Source organism: Pseudomonas sp. S3E17 (assembly GCF_024168685.1).
In the GTDB taxonomy this organism is placed as follows: Bacteria; Pseudomonadota; Gammaproteobacteria; order Pseudomonadales; family Pseudomonadaceae; genus Aquipseudomonas; species Aquipseudomonas marginalis.
Map to the genome: position 1 here is coordinate 589,675 of NZ_JALJWE010000001.1, position 19,634 is coordinate 609,308.

General features: G+C 63.4%; 10 protein-coding genes. 5 read left to right on the forward strand and 5 right to left on the reverse strand.

The genetic code is table 11. From position 1 onward, the window contains the following. Window positions 1-3: 3 nt before the first annotated feature. A complete protein-coding gene (locus J3D60_RS02485; RefSeq protein WP_065939769.1) occupies window positions 4-849 on the reverse strand; it encodes an ABC transporter permease in 846 nt (281 codons plus the stop codon). Beyond that, complete coding sequence (locus tag J3D60_RS02490) at window positions 846-1,874, reverse strand: ABC transporter ATP-binding protein (RefSeq protein WP_065939768.1); 1,029 nt, start codon at window positions 1,872-1,874, stop codon at window positions 846-848. Before J3D60_RS02490 ends, J3D60_RS02485 begins: the two co-directional genes overlap by 4 nt. Before the next feature lie 240 nt (window positions 1,875-2,114). Between J3D60_RS02490 and J3D60_RS02495 the strand changes: the two genes are divergently transcribed. The 3 genes from J3D60_RS02495 to J3D60_RS02505 all read left to right on the forward strand — a co-directional run bounded on the left by J3D60_RS02495 (window position 2,115) and on the right by J3D60_RS02505 (window position 5,904). Next, window positions 2,115-2,945, forward strand: coding sequence for an IclR family transcriptional regulator (locus J3D60_RS02495; protein WP_253489433.1), 831 nt, complete (start codon window positions 2,115-2,117; stop codon window positions 2,943-2,945). A gap of 260 nt (window positions 2,946-3,205) precedes the next feature. After that, window positions 3,206-4,294, forward strand: a complete 1,089-nt coding sequence (locus J3D60_RS02500) for a hypothetical protein (protein WP_253489436.1) — start codon at window positions 3,206-3,208, stop codon at window positions 4,292-4,294. Window positions 4,295-4,548: 254 nt separating this feature from the next. Then, complete coding sequence (locus J3D60_RS02505; RefSeq protein WP_253489439.1) at window positions 4,549-5,904, forward strand: MATE family efflux transporter; 1,356 nt, start codon at window positions 4,549-4,551, stop codon at window positions 5,902-5,904. Here the strand turns inward: J3D60_RS02505 and J3D60_RS02510 are convergent. Continuing rightward, window positions 5,888-6,475 (reverse strand): TetR/AcrR family transcriptional regulator, encoded by a 588-nt coding sequence (locus J3D60_RS02510; RefSeq protein ID WP_253489442.1) that lies wholly within the window; start codon window positions 6,473-6,475, stop codon window positions 5,888-5,890. The genes J3D60_RS02505 and J3D60_RS02510 overlap by 17 nt on opposite strands. A gap of 141 nt (window positions 6,476-6,616) precedes the next feature. On the opposite strand from J3D60_RS02510, the gene J3D60_RS02515 reads away from it, so the two are divergent. Next, window positions 6,617-7,789 (forward strand): MFS transporter, encoded by a 1,173-nt coding sequence (locus tag J3D60_RS02515; RefSeq protein WP_065939764.1) that lies wholly within the window; start codon window positions 6,617-6,619, stop codon window positions 7,787-7,789. A gap of 23 nt (window positions 7,790-7,812) precedes the next feature. Here the strand turns inward: J3D60_RS02515 and J3D60_RS02520 are convergent, their stop codons facing one another. Together J3D60_RS02520 and J3D60_RS02525 are read right to left on the reverse strand one after the other, a co-directional pair. Then, window positions 7,813-8,178, reverse strand: coding sequence for a type II toxin-antitoxin system HicB family antitoxin (locus tag J3D60_RS02520; RefSeq protein WP_065939763.1), 366 nt, complete (start codon window positions 8,176-8,178; stop codon window positions 7,813-7,815). Further along, complete coding sequence (locus J3D60_RS02525; RefSeq protein ID WP_027607491.1) at window positions 8,175-8,426, reverse strand: type II toxin-antitoxin system HicA family toxin; 252 nt, start codon at window positions 8,424-8,426, stop codon at window positions 8,175-8,177. Before J3D60_RS02525 ends, J3D60_RS02520 begins: the two co-directional genes overlap by 4 nt. A 210-nt stretch (window positions 8,427-8,636) precedes the next feature. On the opposite strand from J3D60_RS02525, the gene J3D60_RS02530 reads away from it, so the two are divergent. Beyond that, window positions 8,637-19,634 carry a non-ribosomal peptide synthetase gene (locus J3D60_RS02530; protein WP_253489445.1) on the forward strand — a complete coding sequence of 3,666 codons (10,998 nt, stop codon included), beginning with the start codon at window positions 8,637-8,639 and terminating at the stop codon, window positions 19,632-19,634.

The window sequence follows — 19,634 nt, forward strand, 5'->3', positions numbered from 1 at the left end:
CGCTTAAACCCCCAGGGACTTTTTGTAGCGGCTTTCGAGCATGCGGTTCCAGCTCAGCATGATCAGCAGGTTGACCAACAGCAGCACCACCGCGATGGTCGCCCCCATGGGCCAGTTGAGTTCCGAGAGGTATTGGTCGTACACCACGGTGGCGACCATTTTCAGGCGCCGCCCGCCCAGCAGGCCGGGGATCGCAAACGAGCTGGCGGCCAGGCCGAACACGATCAGGGTGCCGGACAACACCCCCGGCATGACCTGGGGCAACACGATTTTTCGCATCACCGTGGCCTGGCTCGCCCCCAGCGACAAGGCTGCCTGTTCGGCCGATGGGTCAAGCTTTTGCAGGGAGGTCCACACCGGAATGATCATGAACGGCAGCATCACATGCACCAGCGCGATAATCACTGCGAACGGGGTGTACAGCAGCTTCACCGGGCGCCCGCCGAGTGCCTGGATCACCTGGTTCACCAGGCCGTCGGCGCCGAGCAGCAGGCTCCAGCCGAAGGCGCGCACCACCACCGAAATCAGCAGCGGCGTGAGGATCAGGATCAGGAAGATAGAGCGCCACGGCGTGCCCATGCGGCTGAGGATGTAGGCCTCAGGCACGCCGATCACCACGCACAGCAGGGTCACCAGCGCGCTGATCCAGAAGGTGCGCCAGAAGATCTCGTAAAAGTATGAGTCGCTGAACAACGCCAGGTAATGGGCCAGGGTCCACTCATCTCCCTTTATGCCCACCTGGTAGTCGAACACGTTGAACGACAGCACCAGGGTTAGGCCCAGCGGCAGGAGCAACAGGCCGGCAAACAGCAGCAGCGCCGGCAGCGAGAGCCAGTAACCCCGGCTCATGGGTGCACCTCATCCGCTGCCAGCACCCGCAGCAGCCCGGCTTGCCAGTCCAGGCCGACCGCTGTGCCGTTGCCCATTGGTGCGCTGCCATCGTTGCTGCGCACCACGGTGATTTCGCCGAGAGGGGTGTGGACGCGGTACAGCCATTGGCTGCCGAAGAAGTAGCGGTCGAGCACTGTGCCTTGCAGGCGACCCGAACCTGCGTCTACCAGGCTGATTTTTTCCGGGCGCAGGCTCAGCGTCAGCTCGCCGTGGCCGCTTTCGTGGCGGACTTGCGGCGTGCCCAGTTGGTCGTAGTCGCCCGGCAGCAGGTTGGCCTTGCCGACGAAGTCCGAGATAAAACGGGTGCGCGGATGTTCGTAGAGCGTGTACGGCGCATCGATCTGGGTCACGCGCCCGGCCTGCATCACCACCACACGGTCGCTGATGGACAGTGCTTCGGCCTGGTCGTGGGTGACCATCAAGGTGGTGATGCCCACGGCGCACTGGATGCGGCGGATCTCGAACTGCATCTCTTCGCGCAGGTTGGCGTCCAGGTTCGACAGCGGTTCATCCAGCAGCAGTACCGGCGGTTCGATCACCAAGGCGCGAGCCAGGGCCACGCGCTGGCGTTGGCCACCGGACAACTCCCGTGGGTAGCGCTCTGCGTGGGGGGCAAGTCGCACCAGGTCGAGCACGGTCTTGACCTTGGCGGCGATCTCCACGGCCGGCACTTTGCGCATCTTCAGGCCGAAGGCGACGTTGTCGCGCACGCTCATGTGCGGGAACAGCGCATAGCTCTGGAACACCACGCCCAGGCCACGGCTGGCGGGCTTGGCGTGGGTGATGTCGCGGCCGTCGAGCAGGATTTGCCCGCCGCTCACGTCGACGAAGCCGGCGATCATTTGCAGGGTGGTGGTCTTGCCGCAGCCCGAGGGGCCGAGCAGGGAAACGAACTCGCCTTTTTCCACCGCAAGGTCGGTGGCGACCACCGCGTCGACGGCGCCGTAGCGTTTGCTCAAGGCGTTGAGTTGGAGAAATGCCATGTCTGCGTTCCACCTTTTTGAGTCGCGTCGAAACGCGCTTTTTTGTTTTGGGCAGATGCGAAAAGGGTATTGCGGGTGCGTTGGCGCTCGATCTGGGTCGGCTGCCGTTAGTTGTTCATTTCGCCCCTGTGGACGCAGATTAGGACGAAGACTAGGATGGGCGGAAGATAGAATTTCACTGGGCGGACTACTATTTTCAGTTTTATTCATTCATCAGAATTAGAAGTGAGATTGAGTGTTATGAATTCCACTGATCGGAATGAAACTCATAAGGAAGTCGGCGCTGGCGGGGTGTCTCGGCTGTTTGCGCTGCTGCGGGCCTTGGGTGAAGTGCCCGAGGGCGGCGAGCGCGTGACCCAGCTCGCGCAACAGGTCGGTTTGTCCCAGCCGACCACCCACCGCCTCCTGCGCAGCCTCATGGATGAAGGCATGGTCGAGCAGGACGCGCGCAGCAAACGCTACCGCCTGAGCCTGGAGTTCTTCGCCCTGGCGGCCAACGCGGGCAAGACCGGCAACCTGCGCGACCTGGTGCGGCCAAGCCTGTTGCGCCTGAGCGCTTCACTGGGGGATTCGTTGTTCCTGCTGGCGCGCAGCGGCTTCGATGCGATCTGCCTGGATCGCAGCGAAGGCCCGTACCCGATCCGCACCTTCACCGGCGATATCGGCGGCCGCGTCGCGCTGGGCGTGGGGCAGGGCAGCCTGGCGATCCTGGCGTTTTTGCCGGAGGAAGAGCGCGAGACGGTGATCCGCTACAACCTGCCACGGCTCAAGGACTTCCACCTGTACGACGAAGTGCTGCTGCGCTCGGAGGTCGAGAACGTGCGCACCCTGGGCTACGCGGCGCGCAATACCGGGGTGCTGGAAGGCATGGCGGGGTTGGCGGTGCCGATCCTCAATCGCGATGGGCATGCGGTGGCGGCGTTGAGTGTGGCGACCATCAGTGATCGATTGGGGCCGAGCCGGTTGCCGATGGTGGTGGAGTTGCTCAAGCGCGAAGCGGCGGCGATCGGGCCGCGCATCAATCCATTTGACCCGACCTTGCGCCGGCCTTCGATGGCTTTTGGCGATTGACCTGGGCGGCGTTGAACCAGAAGGCGATGCCTACTTGGTCGTGAGGGTTTTTCTCTAAGTGGTACGGGGCTTGGTCTGAACATGGAAATATCATGTTCGTGCAGTCGATTGTCCTTTTATCCCGGATCATGGGAACCGTTAAGTTGCAGGCCGCCACACATGGAGCGTTGATCCAGGGCGGGGGTGTCCTGGGCTGGCAGTGAAGGATCCATTACCGAGGTACGACTATGAGCATGTTTTGTCCGCCTGCGCCAAATTGCATGAAAAATGAACCTGCCTTTTCCCCTATGCCAGTCAGCAATGGCCAATGGCGTGGCGCAGGTCAGCCTGCACATAGTGGTGCAGGCTTGCCTCCCGCGCGTATTTTGGGAGAGTTTGCAAACAACTTCGATTACTTCAGAACGCCAGGATCTCCCTTCGTTTCCCGTGACTCGCTTGAGCACGCGGGCAATCGTCCAATGAGCGGAGATACCTACCATGATCGGATGACAATGCTCGCCCGGGAGATCACCCGTAATCCTGAAATGGCTAACGTGCTGGACGGTATCACCAACGGCGGCGAGCAAGATGGCCTTATCAGCCCAGGGGACGTGCAAGAGACCATGGCTCTGTATGCCGCGCAAAATGTGTTCTCCAACTCGCGGGGCATGCAAACCGGCCTGGGTAGCATGTTCGGCGGTATGCGCCAACTACGCATGAATCAAGATTACTTTGCGCCGCAGCCTTCTTACACAGGGGGCGCCTACGGCGGTCAGGCTCCGAGGTCTGAATTCAGACCCTATGCCAACGACAGCAAGGAAGACTTTTCCAATAAAGTACTGGCCCGTTTCGGCTCGCTGGAAGATCCGAATAAGCCAGGATTCATCACTGACAAGTCCCTGAGTTCAGTCGCGGGCGGATATCACCTGGATGGTCGGCCAGCTACTCAAGATGAGATGGAGATTGCTCAGGAAATGCTGTCACGGGGCGATCAATTCAAACAACTGGACCAAGGCCGTAGCGGAAAGTTGGACGGTGCGTTTTCCAGGGATGATCTAGGTGACGCATCGAACAAATTCAGGGCTGTCAGCGATCACGATCTTGTTCAAGTCATAAAAGATAATTTCAGGCAGTACACCGCTGGCGCTAACGACGGCTACGTTAATGTCAATGAGTTGAAAGAAGCCGCAGGCGTGATTCCGTCGGATCGAACATTCAACCCCGACGCGCGTGAAGCGGCGGCTGAGATGCTGCTGCGTCCAGGACTTCTACGGGAGTTGGATATTGGCATTAGCGACTCTGGGCGCGGGGTTGAGGACGGTCGGTTTGATATACACAACCTTGACTATATGCTCAGGAATACTAAGTAGACCGGATAAGGTTTGACTTACAGGGCCATGCAAAAACGGATGGGCGAAAACCTTTTTATGGTGCGTTTCCCACGCGTCACGTCCATCCGGATGGCCGCCGGTACGATCTATCGGAACAGATCAGGTGCGACCGGCAAGCGTATCGCCTGATGGCTTGCCAGGTCACGGGCCTGCAACCGGATAAAGCACGGGAAGATGGGATCCAAGTACGGTATAACCCTCGGACGCTTTAGTTCTCCGAGGCCCCGTTTTTCATGCAAAGCCCTTTGCAACGCCCGCTGTGGCAGATTTACCTGATCTTTCTGGCACCGATGGTGCTGTCCAATTTCCTGCAAAGTTTTTCCGGCACCCTCAACGGCATTTATGTCGGGCAAATGCTCGGCACCCAGGCGTTGGCGGCGGTGTCGGGGATGTTCCCTATCGTGTTCTTCTTCATTGCCCTGGTGATCGGCCTGGGGGCGGGCGCCTCGGTGCTGATCGGCCAGGCCTGGGGCGCCCAGGAAACCGGGATGGTCAAGGCGATTACCGGTGCCACCCTGACCCTTGGCGCACTGGTGGGCCTGATCGCAGCGGTGCTGGGCAGCCTGTTTGCGCGCCCGGCGTTGCAGGCATTGGGTACGCCGATCGATGTACTCGATGATGCCGTGGGCTATGCCCAGATGATGATGTTGATCATGCCGCTGCTGCTGGTATTTATCCTCTACACCCAGCTGTTGCGCGGGGTCAGCGACACGATCTCGCCGCTGCTGGCGCTGATGGTCTCGACCCTGGTCGGCCTGCTGCTGACGCCGGCGCTGATTCGCGGCTGGATCGGCCTGCCGCCCCTGGGTATCCAGAGTGCGGTGTACGCAGGCCTGGTGGGGAATGCTTCGGCGATGCTGTTTCTGATCCTGCGCCTGCGCCATAAAAACCATGTGATGGCGCCGGACCGCGAGCTGCTCGCGGCCTTGCGCCTGGATCGCGTGATTTTGGGAAAGGTCCTACGCATCGGCTTACCTACTGGCCTACAGATGGTGGTGTTGTCGCTCTCGGAGCTGGTCATCCTGGCGTTGGTCAATGGCCATGGGTCCCAAGCCACGGCGGCCTATGGCGCGGTGACGCAGATCGTCAATTATGTGCAGTTTCCGGCCTTGTCGATTGCCATCACCGCGTCGATCCTTGGCGCCCAGGCGATTGGCGCCGGGCGGCTGGAGCGTATCGGGCCGATCCTGCGTACCGGGCTGTTGATCAATACGTGCCTGACCGGGGGCCTGATTGTGCTGGGCTATCTGTTGTCGCACTGGTTGCTCGGGTTGTTCATCACCGATGACGCTGCGCGCGTGAATGCCGAGCACCTGCTGCACATCATGTTGTGGAGCATCCTCGTGTTCGGCTTCCAGGCCGTGATCGGTGGGATCATGCGCGCCAGCGGCGTGGTGCTGATGCCGGTGGCGATTTCGATCTTCTGCGTGTTGTGTGTCGAGCTACCGATGGCGTACCTGCTGAATGCGCACTTCGGCCTGGAAGGCGTCTGGATGGCGTTCCCGGTGACGTACCTGGCGATGCTGGGGTTGCAGGCCGCGTACTACCGGCTGGTGTGGCGGCATAAGCAGATCAAGCGGTTGGTGTGAGTTTCAGGCCGCGCAGCAGGAGTTCCAGGCCCTGCAAACCTTGCTCCAGACGCTCCTCCGGATGTCCAGACCGGGCGATCCACAGGGCGGTGTTGACCAGACTGCCATTGATCAACTGCGCCAGCGCCAGGCTCGGTGCATCAGGGACGATGCCTGCCTGCATCAGGGCTTCCAGCAGTTGGCGCAACGACTCGACACAGTGTTGCTGGGAGCCGGTATCGCCCAATACAGCCGGCGCATCCTGCAGCACAACGCGTTGGATTTCGCCGTCCTGGGCCATGCGCAAATAAGCGCGGCAACGTTCGCAAAAACCGCTCCATGGGTCTTGGGCTTCGTCTGAAATACGCTGCAAACATGCGTCCATCTCACGATCGAGTTGAGCAACCACGGCGGCCAGCAGCCCCTTCTTGTCACCAAAGTGATGGTACAGCGCGCCGCGCGTCAGACCGGCGTGGGCCGTGAAATCGTCCATCGATGTGTTGGCATAGCCTTGCGTGGCGAAGGCCTGCCGTGCGCTGGCAAGCAGCCGGGCGCGGGTGTCTTCGATCATTTCGGCACGGGCTCGGCTCATGGGTAGGGCTCACAATGGGCAAGTGAAAGATTGACATACGCCGCGTATGTTACGCATGATTCGCCACATACGCACCGTATGTATTTTGCCTTGATCACTGTGGATAGCAAGTTCCAGGGCATCAGGAAGAGGTTGAGCAGGATGGCAAACCCTTACGCCGAGTTGTTCCAGGTTCCCGGCTCGCGGGCCTTCGTATTGGCCGGCATGCTGGCACGCATGCCGGTGTCCATGGCCGGTATTGGCTTGATCACCATGCTTTCCCAGGTGCACGGCGGCTATGGCCTGGCCGGTTCGGTGGCGGCGGTGTTCGCCCTGGCCACGGCGTTTTGCGCGCCGCAGGTGTCACGCTTGGTGGACCGGTACAGCCAGGGCCGGGTGCTGCCGATTGCCGCCTTGATCGGCGGCGGGGCGCTGTTGCTGCTGTTGCTGTGCACGCGGTTGCAGGCGCCGACCTGGACGCTGTTCCTGTTTGCTGCCCTGGCGGGCTGTATGCCGAATATGTCCGCCATGGTGCGGGCGCGCTGGACCGAGCTGTACCGCGGCCAGCCCAGGCTGCAAACCGCATTCGCCCTGGAATCGGTGCTGGATGAGGTGTGCTTTATCATCGGCCCACCCATTTCGGTGGGCTTGAGCGTGGTGCTGTTCCCCGAGGCCGGGCCGCTGGTGGCCGCGCTGCTGCTGGCGGTTGGGGTTACCACGTTTGTGCTGCAACGCGCGACCGAACCCCCGGTGCATGAACACCACGCTCATCATCGGGGCTGGCTGATCGCCTCACCGTCGGTGCTGATCCTGATGATCCTGCTGCTGGCCATGGGGGTGATCGTGGGCGTGGTGGATGTGGTCAGCGTGGCCTTTGCCCAGCAGCAGGGCCAGCCAGCGGCGGCAAGCATCGTGCTCTCGGTGTACGCCATCGGCTCGTGCCTGGCGGGGCTGGCCTTTGGCACCCTCAAGCTCAAGGCGCCGCTGCCCCGGCAGTTCCTGTTCTGCGGCGTGGCCACGGCGTTGACCACCTTGCCGTTGCTGCTGGTCACCCACATTCCGGGCCTGGCAGTGGCCATCTTCATTTCCGGACTGTTCTTTGCCCCCACCCTGATCGTGTCCATGGCCCTGGTGGAAAAGAGCGTGCCCGCGAGCCGCCTGACCGAAGGCATGACCTGGCTGATCACCGGCCTGAGCATCGGCGTGGCCATCGGTGCCGCCAGCTCCGGCTGGATGATCGATCACTTCGGGGCAGCCAGCGGGTTCTGGGTCGCGCTGGCGGCGGGGGCGGTGGTGATGGGGTCAGCGGTGTTGGGGTATCGGCGGTTGGGTTGAGCATTACAACCCACAATGAAACGTCAGCCAGTCACGGGGCAGGAATCCCCTCGGTGGTGTTGCAGGAATTCGTTCAGCGCCTGGCGCGTCAGGTCATTCAGGGTCACCTTTTTACGTGTCGCTTCAAGGGCGGCGGCAAGATGAAGGTCGTGGCCGACGCGCACGTTGAAAGAGCCTTTGCACGGTTTCTCCGGTGTTTGCCCAAGGGCCTGGCAGGTAGCGAGGTAGTCGTCCACCGCTTCGCGAAATGCAGCGTCCAGTTCCGCGACGGTTTTGCCTTCGTAACTCACCAGTGCCTTGATGAACAGGATCTTGCCGAACAGGCAATTGTCTTCGAGGCTGGCTTCGATAGAGCCGATGTAGCCATTGTGTTTCAGTTGGTTGTTCACTGAATCAGTTCTCCTGATTTCAATTGTTCGATGATCTGGCGTCGAATGTAGTGTTTCAGTTCGTTGCCGGGATGAGGCTTGTGCAAGGTGATCATTGCGCTCGGATCGCCGATGTCGAACTTGACGCGGCTTCCAGCCCCCTCAATCTGTGTGTAGCCGAGACGACGCAGCAGCGTGACGAGCTCTGGCCAGGTAAATGCCATCTGCTCGTTGAGCAATTTGGCGAGCAGCTTTTCATTTTTGGACACGGCGCTCCCTGCGTGTAACTAAATGTAGTTGCAAAAAGTGGTGTTCGTCAATGCTAGCTGGGGTTCGTGGGTGTTTCCCGAGGATTGATGTAACCCTTGATGACAGCTCGCTCTACGCCGCCCATCCCCCGCTAATTTTTCCCTGTCCGGTTCGTTTTATAGGGACGACGTGCCTTTGTGCTTCCTGCCTATTGCTCCGGACTCCAACAAATGAATGCTGAAGACTCCTTGAAACTTGCTCGCCGGTTTATCGGGTTGCCCCTGGAAAAACGCCAGCTGTTCCTGCAGGCACTGCAGAAAGAAGGGGTGGATTTTTCGCGGTTTCCGATTCCGGCCGGCGTGGAGGCAGAGGACCGCCAGGCGCTGTCCTATGCGCAACAGCGCATGTGGTTTCTCTGGCAACTGGACCCGAGCAGCGGCGCCTATAACCTGCCGGGCGCGGTGCGCCTCAAGGGTGCGCTGAACCTGGGCGCCATGGAGCAGGCGTTTGCCAGCCTGGTGGATCGGCATGAAACCCTGCGCACGGTGTTCCAGCGCCAGGCCGATGAGCGCCTGATGCAGGTGGCCGTAGCGCCGTCGCTGGCCATTGAACAGCTCGATCTAACGGCGTTGACCCCGGGCGAACGCGAACACGCCGTCAACGATGCGGCCACCCGCCAATCGCTGCTGCCGTTCGACCTGGAACACGGCCCGCTGCTGCGTGTGCAACTGCTCAAGCTCGATGCCCAGGAACACGTATTGCTGCTGACCCTGCACCATATCGTCTCCGATGGCTGGTCGATGAACGTGTTGATCGACGAGTTCATTCGTTTCTACGATGCCCATGAGCGCAACGAAGCGCCGCCATTGCCGGCGCTGCCGATCCAGTACAGCGATTACGCCCTGTGGCAGCGCCGCTGGCTGGAAGCCGGGGAGCAGGCCCGTCAATTGGAATACTGGCAGGCGCGCCTGGGTGATGAGCATCCGGTGCTGGAACTGCCAACGGACCGCCCGCGCCCGGCCATGCCCAGCTATCAGGGCACCCGCCACGCCTTCGCGATTGAGCCGGCATTGGCCGCGCAGTTGCGCACCTGCGCGCAACAGCACAACGTCACCCTGTTCATGCTGCTGCTCGGCGCCTTCAATGTGTTGCTGCATCGCTACACCGGCCAGGGCGATATCCGCGTCGGCGTGCCGATCGCCAACCGCAACCGTACGGAAGTCGAGGGGCTGATCGGCTTCTTCGTCAACACGCAAGTCCTGCGCACTGAGCTGAGCGGGCAAACCCGGGTCGCCGAGTTGCTGCAAGGTATCAAGGAGCACGCCCTTGGCGCCCAGGCGCACCAGGAATTGCCCTTTGAACGCCTGGTGGAAGCCCTGAAGGTCGAGCGCAGCCTCAGCCATACGCCGCTGTTCCAGGTGATGTACAACCATCAGCCGGTGGTGGCCGACATCGCCTCGGTCAGCACCGCCTCCGGCCTGGAATTGGCCCTGGTGGAGTGGCAAGGCCGCACCACCCAGTTCGACCTGACCCTCGACACCTATGAAAAATCCGGCACCTTGCACGCCGCGCTGACCTACGCCAATGACCTGTTCGACGCGCCGTCCATCGCGCGGATGGCGCGTCACTGGATCAGCCTGTTGCAGGCCATGGTGGCCGATGGCGAACAGCGTATCGGCGAGTTGCCGATGCTGGCCGTCGATGAGCAACAGAGGCTGGTGCACGCCTGGAACCAGACCGCGCAAGCGTATCCCACCGAGCGTGGCATTCATCACCTGATCGAAGACCAGGTACAGCGCACCCCGGATGCGCCGGCGCTGGTGTTCGGCGCGACCACGCTGACCTACGCGCAACTCGACGCCCGTGCCAACCAGCTGGCCCATGCCTTGCGCGACCACGGGGTCGGTCCTGATGCGCTGGTGGGTATCTGCGTTGAGCGTTCCATCGAGATGGTCATCGGCCTGCTGGCGGTGCTCAAGGCCGGCGGCGCCTACGTCCCCCTCGATCCCGAGTATCCCCAGGAACGCCTGGCCTACATGATCGAAGACAGCGGTATCCAGTTGCTGCTCAGCCAGCACAGCCTGCTGCCACTGCTGCCTGTCGAAGGCATTCGGGTGATGCGCCTCGACCAGGCGCCCGGCTGGCTCGACGCTTACAGCGTCGCAGCGCCCGCCGTTGACATCCACGCGCTGAACCTGGCCTATGTGATCTACACCTCCGGTTCCACCGGCAAGCCCAAGGGCGCCGGCAACAGCCATCGCGCACTGGTCAACCGTTTGTGCTGGATGCAGCAGGCCTACGGCCTGGATGCCAGTGACGCGGTGCTGCAGAAAACCCCATTCAGCTTTGATGTGTCGGTGTGGGAGTTCTTCTGGCCGCTGATGACCGGCGCCCGCCTGGTGGTCGCCGCCCCTGGCGAACACCGCGAGCCGGCGCGCCTGATCGAGACCATCGGCGAGCACGGGATCACCACCTTGCACTTCGTGCCGTCCATGCTCCAGGCGTTTATCCATGAGCCGGGCGTGCCGCGCTGCGCCAGCCTCAAGCGTATCGTGTGCAGCGGCGAAGCCTTGCCCCTGGACGCGCAACTGCAGGTGTTCGCCAAGCTGCCCCAGGCCGGTTTGTTCAACCTCTACGGCCCGACCGAAGCGGCCATCGACGTGACCCACTGGACCTGCATCGACGAAGGCCGTGACGCCGTGCCCATCGGCCGCCCGATCGCCAACCTTGGCACCTACGTACTCGACGCGCAGCTCAACCCGGTGCCTGCCGGCGTGGCCGGCGAGCTGTACCTGGGCGGTACCGGCCTGGCGCGCAGCTACCACCGCCGTCCGGCGCTGACCGCCGAACGTTTTGTGCCCAGCCCCTTTGGTGACGGCGCGCGCCTGTACCGTACCGGTGACCGGGTGCGCCAGCGTGACGACGGTGTGATCGACTACCTTGGCCGTCTCGACCACCAGGTCAAGCTGCGTGGCTTGCGCATCGAATTGGGTGAAATCGAGACACGCCTGATGCAGCACCCAGCGGTGCGTGAGGCGGTGGTGCTGGTACACGGCGGTAAACAACTGGTGGCCTACCTGGTGCTGGAGGGCGAGGTGCCCACCGACCTCAAGGCCTGGCTGCTCGGCAGCCTGCCGGAATACATGGTACCGACCCATATGGTGCCCCTGGCCAAGCTGCCGGTGACCGCCAACGGCAAGCTCGACCGCAAGGCCCTGCCGTTACCGGATGCAACGCCACAACAGGCCTATATCGCGCCGCAAGACGACCTGCAAAAAGCCCTGGCGGCGATCTGGAGCGATGTGCTCGGCGTCGAGCAGGTGGGCCTGGACGACAACTTTTTCGAACTGGGCGGCGATTCGATCATCTCCATCCAGGTGGTCAGCCGCGCGCGCCAGGCGGGGATTCGCCTCAGCCCGCGCGACCTGTTCCAGTACCAGAGCGTGCGCAGCCTGGCCTTGGTAGCCGGCTTCGAGCCCGCTACCGTGATCGACCAGGGACCTGCCCGCGGCGAGGTGATCCTCACCCCGGTGCAGCAAGGCTTTTTCGCCCAGGCGATCCCCGCGCGTCACCACTGGAACCAATCGTTGTTGTTGACCCCGCGCGAGCGCTTGGAACCGGCGCGCCTGGAAGCCGCCCTGACCCAGGTGATCAACCATCACGACGCCTTGCGCCTGCGTTTTGTGCAACAGGCCGACACCTGGCAGCAAGCCTATGCCGCGCCGGTCACCGCGCCGGGCCTGTGGCAAGCACAAGCCAGCAGCGACGATGAGCTGTCGGCGCTGTGCGATGAGGCCCAGCGCAGCCTCGACCTGGCGCAAGGCCCGCTGCTGCGTGCCGCGTTGGTGAGCATGGCCGATGGCAGCCAGCGCCTTCTGCTGGTGATCCATCACCTGGCGGTCGATGGCGTGTCCTGGCGCATCGTCCTGGAAGACCTGCAACAGGCTTACCGGCAGGCAGCGTTGCCGACCAAGACCAGCGCCTACCAGCTATGGGCCGAACAGTTGCAAGCCCATGCCCGCACGCTGGACGATCAGTTGGCGTACTGGCAGGCGCAGTCGGCGGACGCGGATTTGCCGTGCGACAATCCCCAGGGCGGCCTGCAAAACCGCTTGGGCAGCAAGCTCGAAATCCGCCTTGACGCCGAGCACACCCGTCAACTGCTCCAGGACGCACCAGCGGCCTACCGCACCCAGGTCAATGACCTGCTGCTGACGGCCCTGGCGCGGGTGGTCAGCCGTTGGAGCGGCCAGGCCGCCGCACTGATCCAGCTGGAAGGCCATGGCCGCGAAGACCTGTTCGACAATGTCGACCTGACCCGCACCGTGGGCTGGTTCACCAGCCTGTTCCCGGTGCGCCTGCAAGCCGGCGGCGAGCTGTCGGCTGCGATCAAGGCGGTCAAGGAGCAACTGCGTGCCGTGCCCGCCAAAGGCATCGGCTACGGTCTGCTGCGCTACCTCGGCCCGCCTGCGGCCCGCGAAGCCCTGGCGGACCTGGCCGCGCCACGCATTACCTTCAACTACCTGGGCCAGTTCGACCGCCAGTTCAACGAATCCGCGTTGTTTGTACCGTCTACCCAGGGCAGCGGCCAGGCCCAGGATGCCGAGGCGCCGCTGGCCAACTGGTTGACCGTGGAAGGGCAGGTGTACGGCGGTGAGCTGACCCTGCAATGGGGCTTCAGCCGCGAGATGTTCGAGGTGGCGACGGTGCAGCGCCTGGCGGATGACTATCGGCAAGAGCTGTTGGCGCTGATCGCCCATTGCATCGATCCGCAACAGGGCGGCCTGACCCCGGCCGACGTGACCCTGGCGCAACTGACCCAGGCGCAGCTGGACGACCTCGCGCTGCCCGCCCGTGACGTACAGGACGTGTACCCGTTGTCGCCGATGCAGCAGGGCATGCTGTTCCATAGCCTCTATCAACAGGGTGAGGACGACGTCTACGTCAGCCAGTTGCGCGCGGATGTGCAAGGCGTCGACGTGCAGCTGTTCCAGCGTGCCTGGGCACAGGTGCTGGCGCGGCACGACATGCTGCGCACCGGGTTTGTCTGGCAGGACGACCAGGGCCAGGCCCTGCAGGTGGTGCATCGCCAGGTCAGCCTGCCGTTCGACGCATTGGACTGGCGCGGGCATCAAGACCCCGGCGCGGCGCTCGACGACCTGGCGGCCGAACACCAGCGCCAGGGCTTCGAATTGGCCCGTCCGCCGTTGCTGCGGGTGGCGCTGGTGCGGGTCAGCGAAGAGCGCTGGCACTTGATCTACACCAGCCACCACATCTTGATGGATGGCTGGAGCAATGCCCTGGTCCTCAATGAGGTGCTGCAAGCCTGCCAGGGCCTGGCATTGCCGCCGACAGGCGCGGCGTTTTCCGCGCATATTGCCTGGCTGCAACAGCAGGATCCGGCGCTGGGCGAGGCGTTCTGGCGCGAGCGCCTGGCGCAGTTGGACGCGCCCACGCATCTGGCTCGCAGCATCGCCAGGACAGCGCCACACAGCGGCGACGGCTATGGGCAGATCCTGTGGGAATGGGATGAAACCCGAACCCGCCATCTGGCCGCGTTCGCCCGTGCACATCAAGTAACCCTCAACACCCTGGTGCAATCGGCGTGGTTGCTGCTGCTGCAGCGCTACACCGGCCAGGCCAGCGTCGCCTGCGGCGTCACCGTGTCAGGGCGCCCGGCGCAGCTGGCGAATGTCGAGCAACAGGTCGGCTTGTTTATCAACACCTTGCCACTGATCGCCGCGGCGAATCCGTCACAAAGCGTCGGCGACTGGGTGCGTAGCGTCCAGGCGCTCAATGTGGAAATGCGCGAGTACGAGCACACGCCGCTGTTCGATATTCAACGCTGGGGTGGTTCGGCCGGCGAGGCGCTGTTCGACACCCTGGTGGTGTTCGAAAACTTCCCGGTGGCCAAGAGCCTGGAGCCGTCGGGCGAGGATGGCCTGCGCTTCAGTGGCGTCAGCCATCAGGAACGCACCAACTACCCGCTGACCCTCACGATTCACGGCGGCCAACACTTGAGCCTGCACGTGGAATACCAGCGGGCAGACTTCGACGACGACGCAGTACAGCACATTGGTGCGTACCTGCAGGCGCTGTTGCAGCAGTTCGCCGATGCCCCCGGGCAGGCATTGGGCGCGGTGCCCTTGCTGCGGCCCCATGAACACCTGCGTGTGCTCCAGGAATGGAACCCGCGCGATGTCGCACGCCCGGCCCAGGCGAGCGTGTTGCAGCGCTTCGAACAACAGGCGGCGCTGTGTCCGCATAACGTCGCGCTGATCCTCGACGAGCAGCGCATGAGCTACGCCGAACTCAACCTGCGCGCCAACCGCCTGGCCCATCGCCTGGTTGAACTGGGCGTCGCCGCCGACACCCTGGTGGGCGTCGCGGTGGACCGTTCCCTGGCGATGGTCGTTGGCCTGCTGGCGGTGCTCAAGGCCGGTGGCGCCTATGTGCCGCTGGACCCGAAATACCCCGCCGAGCGCCTGCAATGCATGATCGAGGACAGCGGCCTGCACCTGCTGCTGACCCAGCAGGCGCTGCTGGAGCAACTGCCGCTGACCGCCGACCTGGCGTTGGTCTGCCTGGAAGATGGCGCCGGCTGGCTGGCCGACTACAGCGGGGAAAACCCCGCGCCACGGGCGTTGCCGAGCAACCTGGCCTACGTGATGTTTACGTCCGGCTCCACCGGCCGCCCGAAAGGCGTAGGCATCGACCAGGCCTCCCTGGCGCGGCATGTGGAAGTCTTTACCGAGCTGTTCGCGCTGCAGCCCCATGATCGCGTGCTGCAATTCGGCACCTTCAACTTCGACGGTTTCGTCGAGCAGTTATACCCGGCGCTGTGCTGCGGTGCCGCGGTGGTGGTGCGTGGTGGCGAGCTGTGGGACAGCGACACGTTCTACCGGCAATTGCTCGACCACGATATTTCCGTGGTCGACCTGACAACCGCCTACTGGCTGGCGTTGGTACGTGACTTTGCCGAGCGTGGCCCGCGCGACTACGGGCGTTTGCGGCAGTTGCACATCGGTGGCGAAGCCATGCCGCCCGAAGGCCTGAGCGCCTGGCGTGAAGCCGGTCTGCACCACGTGCGCCTGCTCAATACCTATGGCCCCACCGAGGCCACGGTTACCGCCACCGCCCTGGACTGCGCCGCGTACGTCGACGGGCGCGAAGCCTTGCCGTCGATGATGCCGATCGGTCGTGTGCTGGACGGCCGCGCCATTTACCTGCTGGACGCCAACCTCAACCCGGTACCGGTGGGGGTCGCGGGCGAGCTGGTGATCGGCGGGCCGCTGTTGGCGCGGGGGTATTTCAACCGCCCCGACCTGACGGCGGAACGCTTCGTGCCTGATCCGTTCTGCGCCGACGGTGCGGGCCGGCTGTACCGCACGGGTGACCTGGCGCGCTATCGCGCCGACGGCATGATCGAGTATGTGGGGCGTATCGACCACCAGGTCAAAGTCCGTGGTTTCCGCATCGAGCTGGGCGAAATCGAAGCGCGCCTGCTGGCCCAGGCCAGTGTGCGCGAGGCGTTGGTGATCGCGGCCGACAACCAACTGGTCGGCTACATCGTCGCCAACCGGCCACTGTCCGAAGTGCAACAAGCGCAATGGCGTACCCAGCTCAAGGCCGCGCTGCGCGACGAGCTGCCGGACTACATGGTCCCGGCGCACCTGCTGGTGTTGGACCGCCTGCCACTGAGCCCCAACGGCAAGCTGGACCGTGCCGCACTGCCCACGCCCGACGCCAGCCAATCCCAGGTTGACTGGATCGCGCCGATCACAGAGCTGGAGCAACAGGTCGCGGCCATCTGGGCCCAGGTGCTGGGGGCCGAGCGGGTAGGGCTCAACGATCACTTCTTCGACATGGGCGGGCATTCGTTGCTCGCCACACAGATGGTGTCCCGTGTACGTCATGGCCTGGGGGTCGAGGTCAGCCTCAAGGCGTTGTTCGAGCACCCGCTGCTGGCGGATTTTGTCCGGGCGCTGGGTACCGAGGGTGATTCGACGCCGGCGTTGGTAAGCGTCCAACGTGACCAGCCACTGTTGCTGTCCTACGCCCAGGAGCGTCAGTGGTTCCTTTGGCAACTGGACCCGCACAGTGCGGCCTACCATGTGCCGAGTGCATTGCGTCTGAAAGGCCGCCTGGACACATCGGCATTGCAGCGCGCCTTCGACACGCTCGTGGCGCGCCACGAAAGCCTGCGTACGCACCTGCAACAGGAGGGCGAGCGCACCGTGCAGGTGATCAAGCCACAAGGGCGCCTCGAGCTTGCTTCGCTCCAAACCCACGAGGGCGGCCTGAAAGCCCTGGTGGAAACCCTGATCACCCAGCCGTTCGATCTACGCCAGGGGCCGCTGATGCGTGTCAGCTTGTTGCGGTTGGCCGAGGATGAGCACGTGCTCGTGCTGGTGCAGCATCACATCATCTCCGACGGCTGGTCGATGCAGGTGATGGTGGACGAGCTGGTCCAGCTCTATGCCGCCTACAGCCAGGGCCAACCGCTGCAATTGCCTGACCTGCCCATCCAATACGTGGACTACGCCCTCTGGCAGCGCAGCTGGATGGAAGCGGGGGAGAAGGCGCGGCAGCTGGATTACTGGCGCGGTCAGCTTGGCGGCGAGCAACCGGTGCTGGAACTGCCGTTCGATCACCAGCGCCCGGCGGTACCGACCCATCGAGGGGCGCGTTTGAACATCCCACTGGCGGCGCCGTTGCTGGATGAACTCAAGACGCTCGCCCAGCGTGAGGGCGTGACGTTGTTCATGCTGTTGCTGGCGTCTTACCAGGTGTTGTTGCACCGCTACAGCGGGCAGCAGGACATTCGCGTCGGCGTGCCCATCGCCAACCGCAACCGGATCGAGACCGAGCGCCTGATCGGCTTTTTCGTCAACACCCAGGTACTCAAGGCGGAGATTGACGGGCACACCACCGTGCGCGCGTTACTGGCCCAGGTCAAACAGCGTGCCCTGGAGGCCCAGGCCCATCAGGACCTGCCTTTCGAGCAACTGGTCGAGGCGTTGCAGCCCGAGCGCAGCCTGAGCCTGAGCCCGTTGTTCCAGGTCGCATTCAACCACCATGTCAGCCTGGCAGGCGGGCATCTCCAGCGCCTCGAGCACTTGCAACTCAGCCCGGTCAGTTGGGATGAGACGGTTGCGCAGTTCGATTTGACCCTCGATATCGAGGAGACCCAGGCGCAATTGCGCGCGTCGCTGAGCTATGCCACCGACCTGTTTGACACCACCACCATCGAGCGCATGGCCTGCCATTGGCAGAACCTGTTGCAGGCGATGGTTGCCGATCAGCAGCAGCTCGTCAGCCAACTGAACCTGCTGGACCAGGATGAGCAACGGCACATCCTTCAACTGTGGAACCAGGCCGACGCCGGCTTTTCGGCCGAGCGCTTTGTTCACGAGTTGGTGGCCGACCGCGCCGTCGAAAATCCCGCTGCGGTGGCGGTCAAGTTCGATACGCAAACCCTGAGTTATGGCGAGCTGGACCGCCAGGCCAACCGCCTGGCCCATGCCCTGATAGCCGGTGGCATCGGCCCCGAAGTGCGGGTGGCGATTGCCATGCCGCGCAGTGCCGAGAGCCTGGTGGCGTTCCTAGCGGTGATGAAAGCCGGCGGTGTGTATGTGCCGCTGGATATCGAATACCCGCGTGATCGCCTGCTGTACATGATGCAGGACAGCCGTGCGCAACTGCTGCTGACCCATTCCAGTGCCTTGCAGCAACTGCCGATTCCCGACGGCATGCAGACGCTGGCTATCGATCGCACCGAGGCGTGGGCCGACTACAGCGACACCGCGCCGGCGGTAAAACTGCACGGCGACAACCTCGCCTACGTGATCTACACCTCCGGCTCCACCGGCCTGCCCAAGGGCGTGGCGGTGTCCCACGGGCCGTTGGTGGCGCACATCATCGCCACCGGCGAGCGTTATGAAACATCGCCGGCCGATTGCGAACTGCACTTCATGTCGTTCGCCTTCGACGGCTCCCACGAAGGCTGGATGCACCCGCTGATCAACGGCGCCAGCGTGCTGGTCCGTGATGACAGCCTGTGGCTGCCCGAGTACACCTACGCGCAGATGCACCGTCACAACGTGACCATGGCGGTGTTCCCGCCGGTGTACCTGCAACAACTGGCTGAGCATGCCGAGCGCGACGGTAATCCACCGAAAGTGCGGGTCTACTGCTTCGGTGGTGATGCCGTGGCCCAGGCCAGCTACGACCTGGCCTGGCGCGCGCTCAAACCGACCTACCTGTTCAACGGCTACGGCCCGACCGAAACCGTGGTCACGCCGTTGCTGTGGAAAGCGCGCAAGGGAGACCCTTGCGGCGCCGTCTACGCGCCAATCGGCACGCTGCTGGGCAACCGCAGCGGCTATGTACTCGATGCTCAGCTCAACCTGCAACCCATCGGCGTCGCCGGTGAGCTGTACCTGGGCGGCGAGGGCGTGGCCCGTGGATACCTGGAACGCCCGGCGCTGACCGCCGAACGCTTCGTGCCGGACCCGTTCGGCAAGCCGGGCAGCCGCGTGTATCGCAGCGGCGACCTGACCCGTGGTCGTCCGGATGGCGTGGTGGATTACCTCGGGCGTGTCGACCACCAGGTGAAGATCCGTGGTTTCCGTATCGAGCTGGGGGAGATCGAAGCGCGCCTGCGTGAACAGGACAGCGTCGGTGAAACGGTGGTCGTGGCCCAGGACGGCCCGACCGGAAAACAGCTGGTGGCCTATGTGGTTCCGGTGTCCGCCCCGTCCAACGAAGCCGAGTTCCGTGACGCGTTGCGTCGCGCACTCAAGGCCCGCTTGCCGGACTACATGGTCCCGGCGCATTTCATCTTCCTGGCGCAAATGCCGTTGACCCCCAACGGCAAGCTCGACCGCAAGGGCCTGCCGCAGCCGGATGCGAGCCTTATGCAACAGGCCTATGTGGCGCCCGAGACCGAGCTGGAACAGCAGATCGCCACGATCTGGGCCGACGTGCTGCGCCTGCCGCAGGTCGGCTTGAACGACAACTTCTTTGAAGTGGGCGGCCACTCCCTGCTGGCCATCCAGATCACCTCCAGGGTCCAGGCCGAGCTGGGCCTGGAAGTGCCGCTGGTGGAAGTGTTCCAGACTGAAACGCTGCGCGCCTATGTGCAGGCGGCTGCCACCTTCCGCGCCGGCAGCGCGGAAGACTTTGATGATCTTCGTGACTTTTTGAGCGAACTAGAGGCGATTTGA